Genomic DNA, 20,912 nt, shown 5'->3' on the forward strand with positions numbered 1-20,912 from the left:
GCAACCTAGCAGTGGGCAAAATCACAATGTTGACGGGTGTCAAAAATCGTCGGATTTGCCGACAAACTACCTGCTGGCCAGCGAAAACCCTTCCCAGGCCTGCCTGCGGGCGGCGTGCGGATCGAACTCAAGGCGGGGCCGGTGGTCGAACACCATCACCGCCCGCTCGTCGGCGGCGTAGCCGGGCCAGTCCTCCTTCGGCACCCCGGTGCGCGCGAAGGCGTGCCAACGGCCCTGGATGTCGTCGCTGACGCGCAACGCGGTGCGACGGTCGGCGACGGCCGTCAGCAGCCGTCCGACGCCGCTGCGGTAGACGTCGAACACCGCCAACAGCTCGGTGGCGTGGGTGGCACCCAGCCCCGACCATCGCAGCGTGCGCGGGGCGTAGTCGTAGCGGTACAGGTAGGTCGGGGTGTGCACGCTGTGCGACTCCGCGATCTGCCATGCGGCCGACCCGAACGCGAAGTCGCCGCCGAACTGGACACACGCGCGCGAATCCGGATAACCGGGATATGCGGCGGTGATGCGTTCACGTTCGGCCGGATCAGCCTGCGCCAGAAGGCGTTCGATCATCGGCTCGGTCATCGGCAACAGCTTGAGGAACCGGCCGAACAGCAGGGCCTCGTCGGCGTTGGTGCCCACGATCAGCGGTACCCGGTGGGCCTTGCCGCGGCGCATCGCCTCGACCGGATCCAGCGGCAGATAGTCGCCGCCGCTGGTGGGGCCCGCCGCGAACGCGCCGAGCATCTCGCGCTGGCCCTGTTTGATCAGCCGTTCGAACGCGGTCACCAGTTCGGCCGGGCGCGCGGCCATCACCGCGTTGGCGCCGTCGGACCTCCGCGCGCCGAGCAGCGCGGCGAACCGCTCGGCGTACTGCACCGCGACGTCCTTGGTGCGCACCATCCCCGCCGCCGGGCTCTCTGAGATCGCTTGGGCGAAAAGTCCTTTGGCTTCCGGAACGGCGAGCAAAGTGGCGACGGCGTGTGCGCCCGCGCTTTCACCGAAGATCGTCACGTTGTCGGGGTCACCGCCGAACACGGCGATGTTGTCGCGCACCCACCGCAGCGCCATCACGAGGTCGCGCAGGTAGAGGTTGTCGTCGAAGGTGAACTCGTCGTTGGACAGCGACGACAGGTCCAGGCAGCCCAGCGCGCCGAGGCGATAGTTGACCGAGACGTAGACGCAGCCGTTGCGGGCCAGTGCGGCGCCGTCGTAGATGGGGGTGGCCGACGTGCCCATGAAGTATCCGCCGCCGTGGATGAACACCATCACCGGAAGCGGCGCCTCAGGCGGCCTCTTGGCCGCGACCACGTTGAGCGTCAGGCAGTCTTCGCTCATCGGCTGGTATTTGCCCGGCGCCAGCATCGTGTACATGCGCCGCTGCGGTGCAGCGTTGCCGAAGCCGTGGCAGTAGCGCACACCGCGCCAGGGCTGGACGGGTTGTGGCGCACGCAGCCGCAGCGGCCCCACCGGCGGGCGGGCGTAGGGAATGCCACGCCAACGGTTCACTCCATCGCGGGTGAAACCTTCGATGATGCCGGCATCGATCTTTGCGCGGACGGTGTGTTCGTGCATCACCCGACGGTAGCGAACGGCCCTCCGCCGCCGCGCCTGGCCGGTCAACACGTTTCGGGCGGCTAACCTGGCCGGTATGCGCATGGCTGGGCTGATCGCGGTCTTGGTGCTGCTAACCGGTTGTTCCCAGTCGGTGGGCGGCGAGGCCGAACGGATCGAACCGATTCCGCCCAGCCCGAGCCGCAGCACCACGACGACGCCGACCACGACGAATCCCGCCGAGCCTCCCCAGGCCGGCGCCCCCGTCTCCGATGTCATCGCCTGGATCGAGGCGGGCGAGCCGGCCGACGCCGCCCAGTACCACGTCGCGTTCCGCGACGGCGTCACCACAGAACTCGGCGACGACGTGGCGTTCCGGACACCGTCGAGCACATCGCAGTGCATGACCGACTCCAAGAACGGCGACGGCGCGCTGGCCTGCCTGGTCGACCTGGCCGACCCGCCGCCGCGGCCCGCGGATGCGTACGGGGAGTGGAAGGGCGGCTGGGTCGACTACGACGGCGCCACGGTCATCGTCGGTTCCGTGCACGGCGACCCGGGGCGCTTCACGGCCGGAGTCGGCCCGGAACTGCCCTACGGCCAGGTGCTGGAGTTCGGCGATTACCGTTGCCGCGCCGACACTGTCGGGCTGTTCTGCGCCAGCGCCGCCCACCAGTCGGCGGTCCGGCTCAGCGACGCGGGCGTCGAACCGTTCGGATGTCTGCAGCCGGCGACGGCGCCGGAGCAGGTCGGCCAGATGTTCAGCTGTTGAGCCTGGCGGCCGAGCGCGCGCGCTGCGGGTAGATGTGCGTCATGCCCACTGCGCCGACGATCACCACGACGGGGATCACCGCCTTGGTCCAGTGCACCGTCGATGGCGCGGCGACGGCGACGTAGCCCAACATCGCGATGAGCGCGAACACCAACGCCCACATCAGCGTCAGCACCTGGTTGGTGCGCCGAAACGCCACCTTCTCCCACTCTTCTCGCGGCGCCGAAGCCGGCGCGTACTGCTGGGTGCTAACGCCAGCCGTCGGCGGCCTTGGCGGCCGTCATCAGCGCCTCGCACAGTTCGCGCAGTTCGTCGCCGTCGGCCCCTTCTTCGACAGCGGTCGCGACATCCTCGGCGGCGCACCTGAACTGATACACCCGGTCGGCGAGTTCGACCGCCTCCTCGGCGGTGAGCACCACCGCGTCGGGCGCCAGGGATGTTCCCTTGACCAGGGTGCGTTGTTCATAGGCGCGTTGCCGACACGACTGCCGGCAGTACTGTCGTCGTCTGCCGAGGCCGGTATCGGCGACTTCACGGCCGCACCAGCGACAGGATTGGGGACGTAAACGCCGTGCCACGGAACCTGACTGTAAACCTAGAGACCCGTCGATCCCGGTATCATCAGCGGTCGAGTCGGGAACTACGTGGTGTGTCGCCGCGTTGTCTATCCGGACTGAACCAGGGTTATTGAGGAGTGTTTGACGATGGCTGATCGTGTCTTGAGAGGCAGTCGCCTCGGAGCCGTGAGCTACGAGACCGACCGCAACCACGACTTGGCGCCGCGTCAGGTCGCCCGGTACCGCACCGAAAACGGTGAAGAGTTCGACGTCCCGTTCGCCGACGACGCCGAAATTCCCCACACGTGGCTGTGCCGCAACGGCATGGAGGGCACGCTGATCGAGGGTGACGCCCCCGAGCCGAAGAAGGTCAAGCCGCCGCGCACCCACTGGGACATGCTGCTCGAGCGCCGTTCCATCGAGGAACTCGAGGAACTGCTCAAGGAGCGCCTGGAGATCATCAAGGCCCGTCGCCGCGGCAGCAGCTAGCGGGTGACACCGACCCCGCGGGCGCGGTCGAAGCGCCCGCGGATGCCCCATTCCGCGACCTTGAACAGCGCTTCGCGGATGTTGGATCCGCTCATCTTGGACTGCCCGAATTCACGCTCGGTGAAGGTGATGGGCACCTCGACCACGACAAACCCGTTGTTGATGGTGCGCCAGGTCAGATCGATCTGGAAGCAGTAGCCCTTCGACTCGACCGCGCCGAGGTCGATCTTCTCCAGCACCTCGCGCCGGTAGGCGCGGTAGCCGGCGGTGATGTCGTGGATATCCACCCCGAGCAGGATGCGTGAGTACCCGTTGGCGGTGCGCGAGAGCAGCAGCCGCCGCTTGGGCCAGTTGCGGACCTCTCCCCCGGGCACGTAGCGCGACCCGATGACCAGGTCGGCGCCGGCGTCGATGGCGTCGAGCAGGCGGTGCAGCTGTTCGGGTGGGTGACTGCCGTCGGCGTCCATCTCGACCAGGACCGAGTACTCGCGGTTCAGCCCCCACTCGAAACCGGCGAGGTAGGCCGCGCCGAGGCCGCCTTTCGCGGTGCGGTGCATGACGTGCACCTGGTCGGGCTCGGCCAGCGCCAGCTCGTCGGCCAGGTCGCCGGTGCCGTCGGGGCTGCCGTCGTCGACGATCAGGATGTGCACGTCGGGGCACGCTTCCCTCACCCGCCTGACGATCAGCGACAGGTTCTCCCGCTCGTTGTAGGTGGGGATGATGACCAGCGTGCGCTGGCTTGGGCGTTCCGCCGGGTCCCGGCCCGTCGTCATGAGGCTCCTCTTTCTTGGTCGCCGCGGTGTCGACGGCGCGCAAAGCTCCAATTGTGCAGCATCGCGGTGACCAGACCGCCCACGCCGACGGCCACGAGCAGGCCCTTGATCACCGGCCCCCACCGCGTCGCGACCGTGAGCTGCGTTTTCAGCCGTACCGCGGTGTCGAGGTAGGCGGGTTCGAAGAACCGGGTGCGAGCCAGCTCACGTCCGTCGGGCGCGACGACCGCGCTGATCCCGGTGGTGCCCGCGACCAGCGTGTAGCGGTCGTGCTCGACCGCGCGCAGCCGGGCGAACGCCAGCTGCTGTTCGCTCATCGCCTCGTCGAACGTGGCGTTGTTGGAGGGCACGGCCAGCAGTTGCGCGCCGTTGCGCACCGATTCGCGAGGAGCGCGGTCGAAGATGACCTCCCAGCAGGTCGCCACGCCGACCGGCACCCCCGCGGCCTTGACCACCCCGTCGCCGTCGCCGGGGATGAAGTAGCCCGCGCGGTCGGCGTACGGCGACAGATGGCTGAAGAAGCTGCGCCACGGCAGGTACTCGCCGAACGGCTGCACGATCTTCTTGTCGTGGCGGTCCGCTGGGCCGCCGTCGGGGTTCCACACGATCACCGAGTTCGTCGACAGCGGGTTGTCGGGGCTGTAGTCGGGTGCCGCCACCACCGCGCCGACCAGGATCGGGGCGTCGACGGCCGCGGCGGCGCCCGAGATCAGCTTGTTGGCGTCGGGGTTTCCCAGCGGGTCGATGTCCGACGAGTTCTCCGGCCAGACGACGAACATCGGCTGCGGTGCCCGCCCGGCGCGCACGTCGGCGGCCAGCCGCATCGTTTCGCGCACGTGGTTGTCGAGCACCGCGCGCCGCTGGGCGTTGAAGTCCAGCCCGAGGCGCGGCACGTTGCCCTGCACGACGGCGACGGTGACCGGCGGGTGGTCCTCGGCGCCCGCACCGGACTGGCGCACCTGCGGCGCCACCAGCGCGGTCGCCAGCAGCACGGCGGCGATGCACACCCCCGGCAGCACCACGGCCGGCGGGCCCGCCTCCTGCGCGTCGTCGCGCCGCCACCACTGCACCACTTCGAAAACAAGTGCGGCGAAGCTGAACCCGGCCAACACGACGGCGAACGTCAGCAGCGACGCCCCGCCGATTCGCGCCAGCGGCAACAGCGGCGCCTCAGTCTGGCTGAAAGCGACGACCCCCCAGGGGAATCCACCGAACGGCGCGGTGGACTTGAGCCACTCCTGGGCGGTCCACAGTCCCGCGAACCACAGCGGCCAACCCGGCAGCCGCCGGACCACCACCGCCAGCGCGCCGAACAACGCCGGAAACAGCGCCTGCACGAGCGACAGCGCGACCCACGGAAGCGCGCCGACCAGCCCGCTGATCCAGGGCAGCAGCGGCAGGTAGAACGCCGCCCCGAAGAGGAACCCGTAGCCGAATCCGCCTGCGATCGTTGTGGTTTGACGGGTCAACACCCAAGCCAGCGACCCGAACGCGACGACCGCGAGATACCACCAGCCGAACGGCGGGAAGCTCAGGCACAGCAGCAGGCCCGCGACGATCGCGACCGTGAGCTGCGGCAGCCGGGCCAGTACCGGCTGACCGAACCGCTTGCCCCGGGTGCGCCACTTCGACGGCTCAACCATGGATGGCGACACCACGATGGACCGTCTGTCGGCAGCGAGGCAGTTCGCGATCGAGCCGCGGCAGCGCCGGAACCCGCGAACGCTGATCCGTCGACCAGCGTTGCACTGCGTTGTCAGGTGCGTGCACCTCGGACTCGTCGGTTTCCCACACCGCATACGACGCGACGGCGCCGGGCACCAGGGTGCCGATGATCCCGTCGCGCACGCCTGCGGCCCGCCACGCGCCGCGGGTGGCGGCGGTGAACGCCGCGCGGGCCGACAGCGCGCTGCCGGGGGTTCGGTGCTGGGTCGCCGCGCGCACCGTCTTCCAGGGATTCATGCTGGTGACGGGAGTATCCGAGCCGAAGGCGAGGGGCACGCCTTGGGATGCTAACAGCGCGAACGGGTTGAGCGTCCCGGCTCGCTGCCGGCCGAGGCGCTGGGTGTACATGCCGTCGTCGCCGCCCCACAGCGCGTCGAAATTCGGCTGCACGCTGGCGAACACGCCCCACGCGCCGAGCCGGCGGGCCTGCTCCTCGGTGACCATCTCGAGATGTTCGAGCCGGTGCCCGCATCGGGCCACCGCGGGTGCGCCGAAGGTGTCGACGACGCGTTCGAGCGCGTCCACGGCGGCGGACACGGCCGCGTCGCCGATGACGTGGAAGCCCGCGGTGATGCCGGCCTCGGTGCAGGCGTGCAGATGCGCGCTTATCGCCTCGGCGTCGAGATAGGTGTTGCCACAACAGTTCTCAGTATCGCTGTAGGGCTCGTGCAGCCAGGCGGTACGGGAGCCGATGGCGCCGTCGACGAACAGGTCGCCGGCCAGGCCGCGCGCTTTGGTGCGCTCGATCAGCGCGCGGGCCTGTTGTGCGTCGTCGACCGGTTCGCCCCAGTAGCCGACGATCTCGACACCGTGCTCGATACCGCGGATCTCGTCCCAGTCCTCGAGGCCGCCGATGTCGGGGCCCGCGCATTCGTGCACCGCGACGATGCCAAGCGAGGCCGCGGTGTCCAGCGCGGCCGCGCGGGCCTTGCGTCGCTGCTCGGCGGTCAGCAGGCCGCGGGCGACCGAACGCACGCGGTGATGAGCGTCGCCGCTCAGCGGGTGCTGGGCGGCGTATCCGGGCGCGTCGGGCAGGCCGGGGGCGAGCCGGCGCAACGCGCTGGACGCGGCCGCGGAATGAACGTCGACGCGGGCCAGGTAGGCGGGCCGGTCGCCGACGGCGGCGTCGAGGTCGTCGGTGCTGGGTGGTCGGCGTTCGGGCCATGCGGTCTCGTCCCAGCCGTGGGCCCAGATCACGCCGTCGGGCTGGGCGCGGGCGTGGTCGGCGAGCAGCCGCAGGCAGTGTTGCAGCGAGGTGGCGGCGCGCAGATCGAGGCCGGTCAGCGCCAGGCCGGTGGCGGTGAGGTGGACGTGGCTGTCGACGAACGCCGGCGCGACGAAGGCGCCGTCGAGGTCGGTGATCCGCGCGTCGGGAAACTGGGCGCGGCCGACGTCGTCGCTGCCGAGCCAGGCGATGACGCCGTCGCGCACCGCGAGCGCGGTGGCGTCGGGCATGGCGGGGCTGTACACCCGCCCGTTGAGCAGCAGGTGGGTCACTTATTCGGGCTTGCGCTCGACGGCGTACGGATCGGTGTCGACCACGTCGATCACCTCGCCGTCGATGTAATCACCCCGCCGCTGCGCGGTGTATCCCCACCCCGCGGCTCCGATGGTGACCAGCGGCATCCGCCGCGCGGCCAGGGCGGTGACCAGCGGACGGGCCGCCCGCCTGGTGAGCGGCACCAGCAACAGCGCGCCGAGGACCGAGCTGGCCAGCCCGGGAATGACGACGAGCACGGTGCCGAGCGCGACGAGAAGGCTGTCGGTGGCCGCTTCCGGCACGGCGGCGGCGGTCAGGCCGGCCCGCAGTCGACGCAGGTGGCGGCGCAGTTGGGAGCCGGCCAGCACGAGACCGGCGGTGAAGGTGGCGACCAGCAGCAGGAGGGTCCAGCCGAGGCCGATGGCCGCGGTCAGCGCCACGATCACCGCGATCTCGAGAACCACGTACAGGAGGAACAGCCGCATCGCCATAAAGGTGGAACGTCGGAAACCGCCGATCGAGTTCCGTAGATTCACGACGTGACGAAAATCAAGGTCGAAACGCCCGACGGCCCGATCGATGCGCTGCTCGGCGTTCCGGACGGCGACGGTCCGTGGCCCGGGGTCGTGGTGGTGCACGACGCGATCGGTTACGGGCCCGACAACGAGGCGACCTCGGCGCGGATCGCGGCGGCCGGCTACCTCGCCGTCACACCCGACCTGTATTCGCGCGGTGGCCGGGCACGCTGCGTGACCAGGGTGTTCCGTGAGCTGCTCAGCCAACGCGGCCGCGCGCTCGACGACGTCCTGGCCGCCCGCGATCATCTGACGTCCATGCCGCAGTGCACCGGCGCGGTCGGGATCGCCGGGTTCTGCATGGGCGGCCAGTTCGCATTGGTCCTGTCCCCCAAGGGTTTCGGGGCCTCTGCCCCGTTCTACGGCACACCGCTGCCGCGCAATCTCAGCGAAACCCTGGACGGGGCGTGCCCGATCGTCGCCAGCTTCGGCAGGCGCGATCCGCTCGGCATCGGGGCGCCCGCGCGGCTGCGCGAGGTCGTCGCGGCCAAGAACATCCCCGCCGACATCAAGGTGTATCCGGACGCCGGACACAGCTTCGCCAACAAACTGCCCGGTCAACCGCTGCTGCGGATCACCGGGTTCGGCTACAACGAGGCCGCCACCGAAGACGCCTGGCGACGCGTGTTCGCGTTCTTCGCCGAGCACCTGACGGATTAGGCCCGCGCGACCTCGACGCCGATGTGCAGTTTGTCGATGCCGCCTCGCAGCAGACGGGTGCCGGGCATTCTCATGCCGCCTTCAGTTCGACCGTCACGTTGTTCTTCATGCCGCCGCGCAGCTTGCTGAACAAGTTGAACGTCTTGCCGAGCAACCCGTAGCGCTTGCCGATCGCGTCATACGTCGCGGCGTTGGCCGACTTGTCCAGGATCGCCGCCACGGCTTCGACCGCCTCGCCCTTGGGGTTGCCGCGCATGTCGCATGGCGCGATCGTCACCCGCGGGGTGTTGCGGATCCGCTTGACCTTCCACGACTTGTCCTGCGTGATGACCACCAACCGGTCGCCGTCGGGTGCCGCCCAGACCGGCGTCGGCTTGGGCCTGCCGTCCTTGGTGAACGTCGTCAGCAGGATGTATTCGGATTTCGCGACATCGGCGAACGTGGCAGACACGTCATCCAACTTACTGGCCGCGCCGGGGTTGCCTCAGCCTTCGAGTTCACCCTCGGTTTCGAGCAGCACCTGCCGCAGGCCCTCCAGCGTGGCCTGGTCGGGTTCCGCCCACATGCCGCGGTCGACGGCCTCCAACAACCGCTCTGCCATCCCGTGCAGGGCCCATGGGTTGGATTCGGCCATGAACTTGCGGTTCTCGTCGCTCAGCACGTATTCGGCGGTGAGCTGCTCGTACATCCAGTCGGCCATCACCCCCGCGGTCGCGTCGTAGCCGAACAGGTAGTCGACGGTGGCGGCCATCTCGAAGGCGCCCTTGTAGCCGTGCCGCCGCATCGCGTTCATCCAGCGCGGGTTGACCACGCGGGCACGGAACACCCGGGTGGTCTCCTCCGACAGCGTGCGGGTGCGCACCGCGTCGGGCCGGGTGTTGTCGCCGATGTAGGCGGCCGGGTCCTTGCCGGTCAACGCCCGAACCGTGGCGACCATCCCGCCGTGGTACTGGAAGTAGTCGTCGGAGTCGGCGATGTCGTGTTCGCGGGTGTCGGTGTTCTTGGCGGCCACCGCGATCCGGCGATACTGCCGGCTCATGTCGTCGGCGGCCGGGGCGCCGTCCAGACCGCGACCGTAGGCGAACCCACCCCACGCGGTGTACACCTGGGCCAGGTCGGCGTCGTCACGCCAGTTGCGGCTGTCGATCAGCTGCAGCAGCCCGGCGCCGTAGGTTCCCGGCTTGGAGCCGAAAATCCTTGTGGTCGAGCGGCGTTGGTCACCGTGCTCGGCGAGGTCGGCCTGCGCGTGGGCGCGTACGTAGTTGTCCTCGGCCGGCTCGTCGAGCCCGGTGACCAGCGCGACGGCGTCGTCGAGCATGGTGACGACGTGCGGGAAGGCGTCGCGGAAGAACCCCGAGATCCGCACCGTGACGTCGATGCGCGGCCTGCCGAGCTCGGCCAGCGAGATGGGCTCGAGGTTCACCACCCGTCGCGACGCCTCGTCCCACATCGGGCGAACACCAAGCAGCGCGAGCACTTCGGCGATGTCATCGCCGGCGGTGCGCATCGCCGAGGTGCCCCACACCGACAGACCGACCGATCGCGGCCACTGCCCGTAATCCTCGCGGTAGCGCGCCAGCAGCGAATCGGCCATCGCCACACCGGTTTCCCACGCCAGCCGCGACGGCACCGCCTTGGGGTCGACGGAGTAGAAGTTGCGCCCGGTCGGCAGCACGTTGACCAGCCCCCGCAGCGGAGATCCCGACGGTCCCGCCGCGATGAACCGGCCGTCGAGCGCGCGCAGGATCTGGTCGATCTCGTGGGCCGTGCCCGCCAGGCGCGGCACCACCTCGGTGGCGGCGAACCGCAGCACGGCGGCGACGTCGGCGTTGTCGGTCAACGTATCGACCGCGTCGGGGTCCCAGCCGGTTGACTGCAGCGCGGCGACGAGTTCGCGCGCCTGCGCCTCAGCCGCGTCGATGGCCGCGCGCTCGTCCGTGCCGTCCTCGGCCAGCCCCAGCGCCTCACGCAGCCCGGGCACCACCTGCTCTCCCCCGAACAGCTGCCGCGCCCGCAGCACCGCCAGCACCAGGTCGAGTTCGGCTTCGCCCGTTGGTGTTTCACCGAGGACGTGCAGACCGTCGCGGATCTGGACGTCTTTGATCTCGCACAGCCAGCCGTCGACGTGCAGCAGCATGTCGTCGAAGGAGTCCTCGTCGGGGCGGTCCTCGAGGCCCAGATCGTGATCCATCTTGGCGGCCCGCATCAGCGTCCAGATCTGCTGGCGGATGGCGGGCAGCTTGGCGGGGTCGAGCGCGGCGATGTTGGCGTGTTCGTCGAGCAGCTGCTCCAAACGTGCGATGTCGCCGTAGGTTTCGGCCCTGGCCATGGGCGGGATCAGGTGGTCGACCAGCGTCGCGTGCGCGCGGCGCTTGGCCTGTGTGCCCTCGCCGGGGTCGTTGACGAGAAACGGGTAGATCAGCGGCAGGTTGCCCAGCGCGGCATCGGAGGCGCAGGACGCCGACATGCCGAGGGTCTTGCCCGGCAGCCACTCCAGGTTGCCGTGCTTGCCGAGGTGCACGACCGCGTCGGCGCCGAAGCAGGCGTCGATCCAGTGGTAGGCGGCCAGGTAGTGGTGGCTCGGTGGCAGGTCCGGGTCGTGGTAGATGGCCACGGGGTTCTCACCGAATCCGCGTGGCGGCTGCACCATCAGCACCACGTTGCCCGCCCGCCAGGCCGCGATGACGATCTCGCCGTCGGGGTTCCGGCTGCGGTCGACGAACACCTCGCCGGGCGGCGGGCCCCACTGCGCGGCCACCGCATCTTTGAAGTCCGCGGGCAGCGTGTCGAACCAGTCGCGATAGTCCTTGGCGGACAACCGGATCGGGTTGCCCTCGAGCTGGCCGGTGGTGAGCCAGTCGGGGTCCTGGCCGCCGCGTTCGATCAGCGCGTGGATCAGCGCGTCACCATCGCCGGAGGCGATGATGGTGCCGAGGTCGCCGGGAGCGTCCATCTCGCCGATCACGTATCCGGCCTCGCGCATCGCCCGCAGCAGCGCCACCGCGCTCGCGGGCGTGTCGAGGCCGACGGCGTTGCCGATGCGGGCGTGCTTGGTGGGATAGGCGGAGAACACCACCGCCACCCGCTTCCGCGCGGCCGGGATGGAGCGCAGCCGGGCGTGGCGCACCGCGAGCCCGGCCACCCGGGCGCACCGCTCAGGGTCGGCGACGTAGGAGATCAAGCCTTCGTCGTCGATCTCCTTGAACGAGAACGGAACGGTGATGATGCGCCCGTCGAACTCCGGGACGGCGACCTGGCTGGCGACGTCGAGCGGGGAGAGCCCGTCGTCGTTGTCCTGCCACTGCGTCCGCGAACTGGTCAGGCACAGGCCCTGCAGGATCGGGATGTCGAGGGCGGCCAGGTGCGCGACGTTCCAGGTGTCGTCCTCGCCGCCTGCCGTGACGGCCGCCGGGGTGGCGCCGCCCGCGGCCAGCACGGTCGTCACCATCGCGTCCGCGGCGCCGAGCACGTCGAGCAGCTCGGCGTCGGCCGTGCGCAGCGACGCGCAGAACACCGGCAGCGCCCGCCCGCCGGCCTCCTCGATGGCGTCGCACAACGCGTCCACGTACGCGGTGTTGCCCGCCAGATGCTGGGCGCGGTAGTACAGCACCGCGACGGTCGGCCCGTCCGGGTTTGCCACCGGGCGCTCGATGACGCCCCAGTTCGGCGTCGTCACCGGCGGCGCGAAGCCGTAGCCGGTCATCAGCAGCGTGTCGCACAGGAACGCGTGCAGCTGACGCAGGTTGTCCACCCCGCCGTGCGCGAGATACAGATGCGACTGCACCGCCACCCCGGCCGGCGTGGTGGAGTGCTCCATGAGCTCGGCGTCCGGCGTCTGCTCCCCGCTGACCACCACGGTCGGCAGGCCGCTGGCGACCACCGTGTCGATGCCGTCCTGCCACGCGCGGTAGCCGCCGAGGATTCGCACCACGGCGATATCGGCCGCGCCGAGTAGCTCCTCCAGCTCGCCGTCGACCAGCCGGGACGGGTTCGCCCACCGATAGGTCGCGCCGCTGGCGCGGGCGGTGATCAGGTCGGTGTCGGAGGTCGACAGGACGAGGACGGTGGGGTCACGCAGGGGCTGAGCCACCCACCATTACTACCCCATGGCGGAACCGGGTCAGCGACGGTGCCAGCGGTCGAAGGTGCTCTGCGGGTACGGCAGACCCAGCGCGCCGATGAGGACGAGCAGCAGGGTCCCGAAGATCAGGAGTTCGAACATCGTTGTTCCTTCCGTGACAGCGTTGTTGCACACGAGTTCAGTAGTGCAGAAGCTACGACGGAAACCGCCGCTCGTGACCGACTTGTGCGGGACGGATCACCGGCCCATGAATTGTGGTCGCCGTCACAGCCGGTCCATCTCGCGTTCCATGAGGGCCTTCTCGAGGAAGACGTGCCGCTTGGGATAGCGCCGCCGCGCCGGCTTCTGCTTCTTCGCGGGCCGCCCGGCTCGCGCGGCCGCGGTGGCAAAGGCCACCTCCTGCTCGGTGATCAGGACCGGCTCGGCAGCGGGCGCCTCAGTAGGTGTGGTTGACGGGTTCAAACGCGTTGACGTACTGCTCATTTCATTCTCTCCACCGTGTTCGCCCGGCATGGTGCCGAGCCGTGATGAGAGAAGTCTCGACCGCGCGCACGCACTGGTCATGCGTAGTCGACTACCTGTCCTGGCCTCGTCGGCCCGAGAACCTCGTCGGCGTACCGTGAGCCCATGGCCCGAAACCGCGAGCACGACGCCTGCCCGGGCGCCTTGCACGTGCACCGCGCGGCCGACGGAGCCCTGGCCCGGGTCCGGCTGCCCGGTGGATCGATCACCCCCGCACAGTTGCAGGCGCTGGCGACGGCGGCGACGCGGTGGGGTTCTGCCACTTTGGAACTCACGTCGCGCGCCAACATCCAGGTTCGCGGCATCGACGACGACGCGACCGCTGCGGTCGCCGACGCGGTGGCGGCGGCCGGGCTGCTGCCGTCCCCGACGCACGAGCGGATCCGCAACATCGTCGCCTCGCCGCTGTCGGGCCGGGTCGGCGCGACCACCGACGTCCGCGCCACGGTCGCCGAACTCGACGAGGCGATCCGGGCGCGGCCCGGACTGGCGGCGCTGCCGGGCCGGTTTCTGTTCGGCGTCGACGACGGCCGCGGCGACATCTCCGGGCTGGCCGCCGACGCCGGTGTGCACGTCGACGGCGATTCGGCGGCGTTGCTGCTGGCCGGCCGCGACACCGGCGTCCGGCTCACGCTGCCGCAGGTCGTGCCCGCCCTGGTCGACGTCGCACAACGCTTCACCGAGATCCGCGAAACCGCCTGGCGGGTGGCCGAACTGGGCGACCCGGCGCGGCTGCTCACCGACCTACCGGTGACGGCGCCCGCCGGTGCGACGTGGGAAACGGTCACCCGCCCACCCGTCGGCTGGATCGAGCAGCGCGACGACCGCATCGCGTTGGGTGCCGCGGTGCCGCTGGGCGTGCTGCCCGCGCGCACGGCCGAGTTCCTGGCCGCCATCGACGCGCCGATGGCGATCACCCCGTGGCGGTCGGTGCTGGTCTTCGACCTCGACGAAGCACGCGCCGACACCGCGCTGCGGGTGCTCGCCCCGATGGGACTGGTGTTCGACGAGCGGTCGCCGTGGTTGTCGATCAGCGCGTGCACCGGCAGCCCCGGCTGCGCGCACTCGGCAGCCGACGTGCGCGCCGACGCGGCAGCCGCGGCAGCCGCCGGGCCTGCGGCCGGTCACCGTCATTTCGTCGGTTGCGACCGCGCCTGCGGCAGCCCGGGCGTCGGCGAGGTGCTGGTGGCCACCGGAGACGGATATCGGCCGCGCAGCGCGTCACCGTAGGGTGAGCGGGTGCTCGACTACATTCGCGACGCCGCCGAGATCTACCGGCAGTCGTTCGCGACCATCCGCGCCGAGGCCGACCTGGCGCGCTTTCCCGCCGACGTCGCCAGGGTGGTGGTGCGGCTGATCCACACGTGCGGGCAGGTCGACGTCGCCGAGCACGTCGCCTACAGCGACGGTGTGGTCGCCAAGGCGCACGCCGCGCTCGCCGCGGGCGCACCGGTGCTGTGCGACTCGTCGATGGTGGCCGCGGGCATCACGAAGTCGCGGCTGCCCGCCGACAACGAGGTGGTCTCGCTGGTCGCCGACCCCAGGGCACCGGAACTGGCGGCCCGGCTCGGCACCACCCGTTCGGCCGCCGCGGTGGACCTGTGGGCCGAGAAGCTCGGCGGTGCCGTGCTGGCCATCGGCAACGCGCCGACGGCGTTGTTCCGGCTGCTCGAACTGCTCGACGACGGCGCCCCCACCCCGGCGGCGGTGCTGGGCGGTCCGGTCGGTTTCGTCGGCTCGGCACAGTCCAAACAGGAACTCATCGACCGCCCGCGCGGGATGTCCTATCTCGTCGTGACGGGTCGTCGCGGCGGCAGCGCGATGGCCGCCGCGGCCGTGAACGCGATTGCCACCGAAGAAGAATGAGCGAAGTTCCAGGGAGACTGTGGGGTGTCGGGCTCGGACCCGGCGACCCCGAACTGGTCACGGTCAAGGCCGCGCGGGTGATCAGCGGGGCCGACGTCGTCGCCTATCACAGCGCGCGGCACGGCCGCAGCATCGCGCGCGGCATCGCCGAGCCGTATCTGCGGCCGGGCCAGATCGAGGAGCATCTGGTCTATCCGGTCACGACCGAGACCACCGACCATCCCGGCGGTTACGCCGGCGCGATGGAGGACTTCTACCGCGAGGCCGCCGACCGGATCGCCGCCCATTTGGAGGCGGGCCGCGACGTGGCCCTGCTCGCCGAGGGCGATCCGCTGTTCTACAGCTCCTACATGCACATGCACACCCGGCTCACGAAGCGGTTCGACGCCGAGATCGTGCCCGGTGTGACGTCGGTGAGCGCCGCGTCCGCCGCCACCGGCACGCCGCTGGTGCAGGGCGACGAGGTGCTGTCGATCCTGCCGGGCACGCTGGGCGTCAGCGAGCTCACGCGTCGTCTCGCCGACACCGACGCTGCCGTGGTGCTCAAGCTGGGCCGCTCGTATCCCGCGGTGCGCGAAGCGCTTTCGGCGGCCGGGCGACTGGATGAGGCGTTCTACGTCGAGCGGGCCAGCACCTCCCGGCAGCGGGTGCTCGGCGCGGGCGAGGTCGACGACGACACCGTCCCGTACTTCTCGCTGGCGATGCTGCCGGGGCGGTCTCGGGGCGCCCAGAGCATCGGCAGCGTCGCCGTCGTCGGCCTTGGCCCCGGCGACAGCGACTGGATGACGCCGCAGAGCCGCCGCGAGCTCGCCGCGGCCACCGATCTCATCGGCTACGGCCCCTACCTGGACCGCGTCGGGTCCCGGGAGGGACAGCGTCGCCACCCGAGCGACAACACCGACGAACCGGCCCGCGCGCGGCTGGCCTGCACGCTGGCCGAGCAGGGCCGCGCGGTCGCGGTGGTGTCCTCGGGGGATCCGGGGGTGTTCGCGATGGCGACCGCCGTGCTCGAGGAGGCCAAGCAGTGGCCGGGCGTCGACGTGCGGGTGATCCCCGCGATGACGGCCGCGCAGGCCGTGGCCAGCCGGGTGGGTGCGCCGCTGGGCCACGACTACGCGGTGATCTCGCTGTCGGACCGGCTCAAGCCGTGGGAGGTGATCGCCGCGCGGTTGACCGCGGCCGCCGCGGCCGATTTGGTGCTGGCCATTTACAACCCGGCCTCGAAGAGCCGCACCTGGCAGGTCGGCGCGATGCGCGAGTTGCTGCTCGAGCACCGCGATCCCGGCACCCCGGTGGTGATCGGCCGCGACGTGTCGGGACCCGCCGAGGAGGTCAAGGTGGTGCGCCTGGCCGACCTGGACCCGGCCGAGGTGGACATGCGCTGCCTGCTGATCGTCGGGTCGTCGCAGACCCAGTGGTACGGCGACCGGGTGTTCACCCCGCGCCGCTACCCCTGCTGAGGAGTGACGTCGATGACCCCGTGCGCACCGCGTTCGGCGTCGACCATCGCGTGGGTCACGAACGGGTAGTGCCCGGGCTCGGGAAAGCTCAGCTCCACGAATCCGCCTTGGGCTGCGGATAATCCGAGTGTCTGCGCGCCGCCGGGGCCTGGCCGCAGCCGGTGGTCGCCTTCGGCCCACACGGTGTCGAACTGGCCGCCGACGACGTGAAAGGAGGTGCCGCGGTTGGGTCCGGCGGCCAGCACCCAGATCCGCACCCGCTCCCCGACGGCCGCGGTCAGCGGCGCGTGGTCGTACTGGTTGGCGTAGCCGTTGAAGACCACGAGGTCGGGCTTGTCGGCGGCGACCTTGGCGGCGTCGGCCTCACCGCCGGGCGGGCCGAGGTAGAACTCGGACTGCACGAGCAGATATTCGCGGTCGACCGGCGCCAGGTCCGGCGGGTCGATGATCACCGCGCCGAACATGCCGTTGGCGATGTGCACCGACATCGGCATCGTCGAGCAGTGATACAGCCACACCCCGGCCTTCGTCGCGGTGAACCGGTACACCAGGCGTTCGCCCGGTTGGATCGTGCGCATCGGCACGTCGGGGGCCAGCGCACCGGCGTGGAAGTCGATCGAATGCCCGATGGTGCCGTCGTTGACGAGGGTGATCTCGAAGACGTCGCCGACCTTGCCCCGCAACGTGGGACCCGGTGCCGAGCCGCCGAATGTCCACAGCCGCTGGGTGATTCCCGGCGACACTTCGTGCTCGCTCTCGGTGACCGGCAGGGTGATCCGGTGGTCCGGTGTCGCCGCGGGCAGCACGGGGTCATGCGGCACGAAACCCGCGTCGGGCCGCTCGGCGAGGCTGCGGGCGACGTCGTCGCCGGTGACCGATCCCGCCGCCTGGTCATGATGGCCGGCGTGCGTGGGAGGCGCCGACGCGCCGACCGCGCGCACCGTCATGGTCATGCCCATCTGGCGGTGCCCGGCCACCGAGCACCAGCCGTCCAGGTCGGACCCGACCACGCCGGCGTCGAGCACCGCCGTCTCGCCCGGGGCGATGCGACCGGTGCGAGTTCCGTTGGCCAGCACCAGATCGTGGCGGTCGGAGCCGGTGTTGACGAGCGTGACCACCAGCTGGTTCCCTGCGGGCACCTCGATGGTGTCGGGCACGTAGCGCATGCCCTCGATGTGCACCTCGACCCGGGTGGTCTGGCCGGTGGCACTCACCGATACCTGCGGGGCGTCGGCGAATCCGACGGCGGCGGGGTCGGCGGCCACCGCGGCCGCGGCCGTCAGCACCACCACGCCCAGCCCGGCGGCGGCGACCCCGAGCCGGTGTCGTACCGGCGGGCCGGAGGGCGGCGGTCCCGGCGTGGACGGCGTATCGCGATACTTCCGTGCCTGCCACACCGCCCGCACCAGCAGCGGCAGGAACGCGGCGTACGCCACGAGCACCAGCACCGACGCGGCGACGCGCACCAGGCTCGGCGTCGGCACCACGCACAGCAGCAGCGCGAAGTTGGCCACCGCCAGCCGCCAGGGCGCGCCGCGTTCGAGTTCGGTGGTCGCCGCGATCGCGGCGGCCCGGCCGCCTACCACGATCGTCATCAGATACGACAGCGCGCCCAGCAGCACCTGCACCAGAAATCCGGCGAGCACGGGCGCGGTCAGCAGGGCGGCCCGGTCCAGCAGCACCGTCCACGTCTCCGCGGTGGCGAAGGCGACGACGGCGTAGCCCAGCGAGCCCAGCAGCCATACGACGCCGCAGAGCACGGACAGCGTCGCGAACGTGCTCGGCCGTTTGCGACGCACCTCGTCGAGGTGGGGCCGCAGCACATAACCGGCCGCGAGAAGGTAGCCGAGCGCGCCGGCGGCGGTCAGCACCGGCGAGCCGAGCACCGCTGCAAGCGCGCCCACGCCCAATCCGCTTACCAGAGCGGGCAACCCGCGTCGGGCGGCCACCTCGACTCCGTCGGCCATCCTGGTGCGCAGCATCGTCGGCCACAGCGTGACCAACGTGCCGAGCACCGAAAGCCCGACGAACCCGAACACGTTGATCGCCGCATGGGCGAGAACGATCCGCTCATGGATGGTGCCGGGCAGGCTCGCGTTGGCCATCGCGACGCCGAGCCCGGCGCCGGCCGAAAGCAACGCTGCCGCGGCGACGTAGTAGCGCACGGTGTCACCGAAGCGCGACGGCAGTGCGCTGCGCAGTTGGGTGATCAGCGTGACGGCGTGGGCCAGCGCGACGGCGGCCACCGCGATGCCGCCGGCCAGTACCGCGGGCCAGAAGCCGACGAGCATGCCGGTCACCACCGCGACCGCGCCGGCGTTGAACACCGCGATGCGCCAGGCCTGTCCGGCTCGTGACGGGTCCGGCGGGCGGCGCAGCAGCGCATCGGTGAAATGGCGGCTCCAGATCAGGATCGCGTTGCCCGCCGCGCCCAGGCCCAACAGATGGACGAGCAGCCAACCGGAGATCGGCACCGAACGGTGCACCAGCGCCACCACGACAAGCGCTGCCAGCCAGGCGAATACGATCGCTCCGACGCGCAGATGCCATCGACCGCGGTTCATGCGGGCACCTCGATTCGGCGGCGTGACGCCGAATGGACGGCGACCACGGCGAAGGCGAGCACCGCCACGATGTTGAGCACGCCGCCGGCCTGCAGCGCCCACGGCGCGTCGCGCATATCGCCGATCGCCACCCGCAGCAGCAGCGAAACATGCAGCAGGACAACCGGACCGTACATCCACGGGGTGTAGGGCAGCGGTCGGCGCACCACCGCGGGCAGGATGACCGGTGCGTGCGCCATGATCATCGACAGCACGAACCCGAGCATCACCGCGTGCACGACCGCGTCGTAGCCGCCACCCGAACGCACCGGGCCGACCAGCAGCCACATCAGCCCGGGCACCGCCAACCAGGCGTAGCCGGCCAGCAGGCACACCGCCACGTAGCGGGTGAGCCCGCTCGTGTGGACCGTGCGCCTGGCGACGTCGAACCGGAAGAGCCAGAACGTGATTCCCAGAACCGCGGCACCCAGCAGCGCGTAACCGACTGTCGGCCAGAGAAGTTGGGCAAGCGCGCCGAGCGTCATCGTTGCTGTCGCCGCGCCGAGCAGAAGTTCGGCGGATGTGCCCGCCATCGCCACCCGGGCCAGCTCGAGGCGTTCGCCCGCGATGGTCAGGATGAGGAACCCGGCCAGCCAGCCCAGCACCTCCGACACCGGCAGCCCGGCCGCCCACAGCAGCGCCGCCCCCGTCGCCAGCACCGCCCCGGCGGCCTGCACCAGCACGGCCGTGTCCCAGCTGCGCCGCCACAGCGGGATGTAGACCGCCACGAGCAGCGCGGCCCCCGTCAGCAGCGCGACCTCGGCGAGCTGTCGGGGCGCGGGGCTGACGAGCAGGATCGCGCCCAGACCCAACGACGCAGGGGCGCCGTAGCACCACCGGCGGCCCGACGCGACGGCACGTTCCACGGCGATCAGCGTGCCGACGAAGCCGAGCACCAGCACGACGCCGTGCACGTCGGCAAGCCGTCCCGTGTCGACAGGCGCGGGCAGCCCGAGGCGCAGCAGCCCGGCGTCCAAACCCGCAAGCAGCGCGACACCGCCGGGCACCAGCAGCAACGCCCGGGGTGGGATTCGGTTCTCAGTCACGGGATCTCACCACGGGATCCGGCAGGAACAGCCGGCAGGCGCCGGGTTCGGCGAACGGAATCAGGTCGAGGCCGGGACCGGTGGGCGCGTCGATGCTCTGCAACAGTCCCTCGACGATGCCGAGGTGGACCTGGCAGACGACCGCCGGATAGCGGCGGGCGGCCTCGAGCAGCGGACAGCGGCGCAGGGCGACGCCGCGCTCGGCACCTTCGTCCTCGGGCGCGAAGCCGAGCCGGGTCAATGCGTCGAGCACGGCCTTTCGCTGGTCACCGTCGGAGCGGGCGGACCCCTCGATCAGCTCGCGTCCCCACTCCACGCCGGCCGCGCGGGCGTCGCGCTCCGGATCGGCGCTGGTGCGGGCGAGATGCCCGGCCAGCGCAGTGGCGAGGCCCGCGTAATCGCGGGCCAGCAGGGTGGGGTCGGCGGGTGAGGGCCGATACAACGCGGCCGGCCGCCCGCGTCCGACGGCGGGTTCGGTGGCACGCTCGACGAGGCCGAGGTCGACGAGCGCGTCGAGGTGTTCCCGAACGGTGTTGCTGTGCAGTCCCAGGCCGGCGGCCACGTCGCTGGTCCGCACCGGGGCGTGCGCGCGCACGTGCTCGAGCACCCGCAACCGCTGGCCGGACAGCGGGACCTGGCCGGCCGCCGAGGGTGCCGGCGCGGGACCCAGAGGCGACGCGCTATTTACCACGGAAATTATTGTAGTAAATTGCCAGGTGTCGGACCAGTACCGCGGAAAGGAACCCATC

Annotated in this window: 19 protein-coding genes; 6 read left to right on the forward strand and 13 right to left on the reverse strand. The window is 70.8% G+C overall.

Annotated elements, in window-relative coordinates; all coding sequences use genetic code 11:
• Positions 1-66: 66 nt before the first annotated feature.
• Positions 67-1,575: a carboxylesterase/lipase family protein gene (locus tag MELE44368_RS00465; protein WP_128106668.1), complete on the reverse strand. Its 1,509-nt coding sequence runs from the start codon at positions 1,573-1,575 to the stop codon at positions 67-69.
• A 76-nt stretch (positions 1,576-1,651) separates the two neighbouring features.
• Between MELE44368_RS00465 and MELE44368_RS00470 the strand changes: the two genes are divergently transcribed.
• Positions 1,652-2,326 (forward strand): hypothetical protein, encoded by a 675-nt coding sequence (locus MELE44368_RS00470; protein ID WP_128106669.1) that lies wholly within the window; start codon positions 1,652-1,654, stop codon positions 2,324-2,326.
• Here MELE44368_RS00470 and MELE44368_RS00475 read toward each other — a convergent pair.
• Both MELE44368_RS00475 and MELE44368_RS00480 read right to left on the reverse strand, forming a co-directional pair.
• Positions 2,316-2,525: a hypothetical protein gene (locus MELE44368_RS00475; RefSeq protein WP_241566425.1), complete on the reverse strand. Its 210-nt coding sequence runs from the start codon at positions 2,523-2,525 to the stop codon at positions 2,316-2,318. The two genes, MELE44368_RS00470 and MELE44368_RS00475, sit on opposite strands and share 11 nt — an antisense overlap.
• Before the next feature lie 49 nt (positions 2,526-2,574).
• Positions 2,575-2,904, reverse strand: coding sequence for a hypothetical protein (locus MELE44368_RS00480; RefSeq protein ID WP_128106670.1), 330 nt, complete (start codon positions 2,902-2,904; stop codon positions 2,575-2,577).
• Between the two features lie 126 nt (positions 2,905-3,030).
• Here MELE44368_RS00480 and MELE44368_RS00485 point away from each other — a divergent pair, with 126 nt between their 5' ends.
• Positions 3,031-3,372: an RNA polymerase-binding protein RbpA gene (locus MELE44368_RS00485; protein WP_046753854.1), complete on the forward strand. Its 342-nt coding sequence runs from the start codon at positions 3,031-3,033 to the stop codon at positions 3,370-3,372.
• Here the strand turns inward: MELE44368_RS00485 and MELE44368_RS00490 are convergent.
• Genes MELE44368_RS00490 through MELE44368_RS00505 form a run of 4 tightly spaced genes read right to left on the reverse strand, consistent with a single transcriptional unit; the run spans position 3,369 to position 7,841 of the window.
• Positions 3,369-4,145: a polyprenol monophosphomannose synthase gene (locus tag MELE44368_RS00490; RefSeq protein WP_128106671.1), complete on the reverse strand. Its 777-nt coding sequence runs from the start codon at positions 4,143-4,145 to the stop codon at positions 3,369-3,371. The genes MELE44368_RS00485 and MELE44368_RS00490 overlap by 4 nt on opposite strands.
• Positions 4,142-5,788 (reverse strand): apolipoprotein N-acyltransferase, encoded by a 1,647-nt coding sequence (gene lnt, locus MELE44368_RS00495; RefSeq protein ID WP_128106672.1) that lies wholly within the window; start codon positions 5,786-5,788, stop codon positions 4,142-4,144. The genes MELE44368_RS00490 and lnt overlap by 4 nt, the downstream gene beginning before the upstream one ends.
• Positions 5,781-7,367 (reverse strand): amidohydrolase, encoded by a 1,587-nt coding sequence (locus MELE44368_RS00500; RefSeq protein WP_128106673.1) that lies wholly within the window; start codon positions 7,365-7,367, stop codon positions 5,781-5,783. Before MELE44368_RS00500 ends, lnt begins: the two co-directional genes overlap by 8 nt.
• Positions 7,368-7,841 (reverse strand): FxsA family protein, encoded by a 474-nt coding sequence (locus MELE44368_RS00505; protein ID WP_128106674.1) that lies wholly within the window; start codon positions 7,839-7,841, stop codon positions 7,368-7,370. It abuts the gene before it with no gap.
• A 48-nt stretch (positions 7,842-7,889) separates the two neighbouring features.
• Between MELE44368_RS00505 and MELE44368_RS00510 the strand changes: the two genes are divergently transcribed.
• Entirely contained in the window at positions 7,890-8,585 is a 696-nt protein-coding gene (locus MELE44368_RS00510) for a dienelactone hydrolase family protein (protein WP_128106675.1), read from the forward strand.
• 70 nt (positions 8,586-8,655) lie between these two features.
• Here the strand turns inward: MELE44368_RS00510 and MELE44368_RS00515 are convergent, their stop codons facing one another.
• The 3 genes from MELE44368_RS00515 to MELE44368_RS00525 form a co-directional block, all read right to left on the reverse strand.
• Positions 8,656-9,036, reverse strand: a complete 381-nt coding sequence (locus MELE44368_RS00515) for a PPOX class F420-dependent oxidoreductase (RefSeq protein WP_128106676.1) — start codon at positions 9,034-9,036, stop codon at positions 8,656-8,658.
• A 33-nt stretch (positions 9,037-9,069) separates the two neighbouring features.
• Positions 9,070-12,675, reverse strand: coding sequence for a cobaltochelatase subunit CobN (gene cobN, locus MELE44368_RS00520; protein WP_128106677.1), 3,606 nt, complete (start codon positions 12,673-12,675; stop codon positions 9,070-9,072).
• Positions 12,676-12,930: 255 nt separating this feature from the next.
• Positions 12,931-13,149: a hypothetical protein gene (locus tag MELE44368_RS00525; protein ID WP_128106678.1), complete on the reverse strand. Its 219-nt coding sequence runs from the start codon at positions 13,147-13,149 to the stop codon at positions 12,931-12,933.
• Between the two features lie 144 nt (positions 13,150-13,293).
• Between MELE44368_RS00525 and cobG the strand changes: the two genes are divergently transcribed.
• From cobG to MELE44368_RS00540, 3 genes are read left to right on the forward strand one after another with little or no spacing between them, the layout of a single operon-like run.
• Positions 13,294-14,418 (forward strand): precorrin-3B synthase, encoded by a 1,125-nt coding sequence (gene cobG, locus MELE44368_RS00530; protein WP_128106679.1) that lies wholly within the window; start codon positions 13,294-13,296, stop codon positions 14,416-14,418.
• Between the two features lie 9 nt (positions 14,419-14,427).
• A complete protein-coding gene (locus MELE44368_RS00535) occupies positions 14,428-15,054 on the forward strand; it encodes a precorrin-8X methylmutase (RefSeq protein ID WP_128106680.1) in 627 nt (208 codons plus the stop codon).
• Positions 15,051-16,514: a precorrin-2 C(20)-methyltransferase gene (locus tag MELE44368_RS00540; RefSeq protein WP_128106681.1), complete on the forward strand. Its 1,464-nt coding sequence runs from the start codon at positions 15,051-15,053 to the stop codon at positions 16,512-16,514. Before MELE44368_RS00535 ends, MELE44368_RS00540 begins: the two co-directional genes overlap by 4 nt.
• Here MELE44368_RS00540 and MELE44368_RS00545 read toward each other — a convergent pair.
• From MELE44368_RS00545 to MELE44368_RS00555, 3 genes are read right to left on the reverse strand one after another with little or no spacing between them, the layout of a single operon-like run.
• Positions 16,502-19,078: a multicopper oxidase domain-containing protein gene (locus MELE44368_RS00545; RefSeq protein WP_128106682.1), complete on the reverse strand. Its 2,577-nt coding sequence runs from the start codon at positions 19,076-19,078 to the stop codon at positions 16,502-16,504. The two genes, MELE44368_RS00540 and MELE44368_RS00545, sit on opposite strands and share 13 nt — an antisense overlap.
• On the reverse strand, positions 19,075-20,163 hold the full coding sequence (locus tag MELE44368_RS00550; RefSeq protein ID WP_241566426.1) for a DUF8744 domain-containing protein: 1,089 nt from the start codon (positions 20,161-20,163) through the stop codon (positions 19,075-19,077). Before MELE44368_RS00550 ends, MELE44368_RS00545 begins: the two co-directional genes overlap by 4 nt.
• Positions 20,156-20,854, reverse strand: a complete 699-nt coding sequence (locus MELE44368_RS00555) for a helix-turn-helix transcriptional regulator (RefSeq protein ID WP_409366084.1) — start codon at positions 20,852-20,854, stop codon at positions 20,156-20,158. Before MELE44368_RS00555 ends, MELE44368_RS00550 begins: the two co-directional genes overlap by 8 nt.
• Positions 20,855-20,912 lie beyond the last annotated feature (58 nt).

The sequence above is a fragment of the Mycolicibacterium elephantis DSM 44368 genome (assembly GCF_004014805.1).
Taxonomy (GTDB): Bacteria; Actinomycetota; Actinomycetes; order Mycobacteriales; family Mycobacteriaceae; genus Mycobacterium; species Mycobacterium elephantis.

Coding starts and splice junctions, on each gene's coding strand:
- lnt (WP_128106672.1), bottom strand. CDS start 5,788: ATGGTTGAGCCGTCGAAGTGGCGCACCCGGGGCAAGCGGTTCGGTCAG.
- MELE44368_RS00540 (WP_128106681.1), top strand. CDS start 15,051: ATGAGCGAAGTTCCAGGGAGACTGTGGGGTGTCGGGCTCGGACCCGGC.
- MELE44368_RS00485 (WP_046753854.1), top strand. CDS start 3,031: ATGGCTGATCGTGTCTTGAGAGGCAGTCGCCTCGGAGCCGTGAGCTAC.
- MELE44368_RS00545 (WP_128106682.1), bottom strand. CDS start 19,078: ATGAACCGCGGTCGATGGCATCTGCGCGTCGGAGCGATCGTATTCGCC.
- cobG (WP_128106679.1), top strand. CDS start 13,294: ATGGCCCGAAACCGCGAGCACGACGCCTGCCCGGGCGCCTTGCACGTG.
- MELE44368_RS00490 (WP_128106671.1), bottom strand. CDS start 4,145: ATGACGACGGGCCGGGACCCGGCGGAACGCCCAAGCCAGCGCACGCTG.
- MELE44368_RS00470 (WP_128106669.1), top strand. CDS start 1,652: ATGCGCATGGCTGGGCTGATCGCGGTCTTGGTGCTGCTAACCGGTTGT.
- MELE44368_RS00465 (WP_128106668.1), bottom strand. CDS start 1,575: ATGCACGAACACACCGTCCGCGCAAAGATCGATGCCGGCATCATCGAA.
- MELE44368_RS00525 (WP_128106678.1), bottom strand. CDS start 13,149: ATGAGCAGTACGTCAACGCGTTTGAACCCGTCAACCACACCTACTGAG.
- MELE44368_RS00505 (WP_128106674.1), bottom strand. CDS start 7,841: ATGGCGATGCGGCTGTTCCTCCTGTACGTGGTTCTCGAGATCGCGGTG.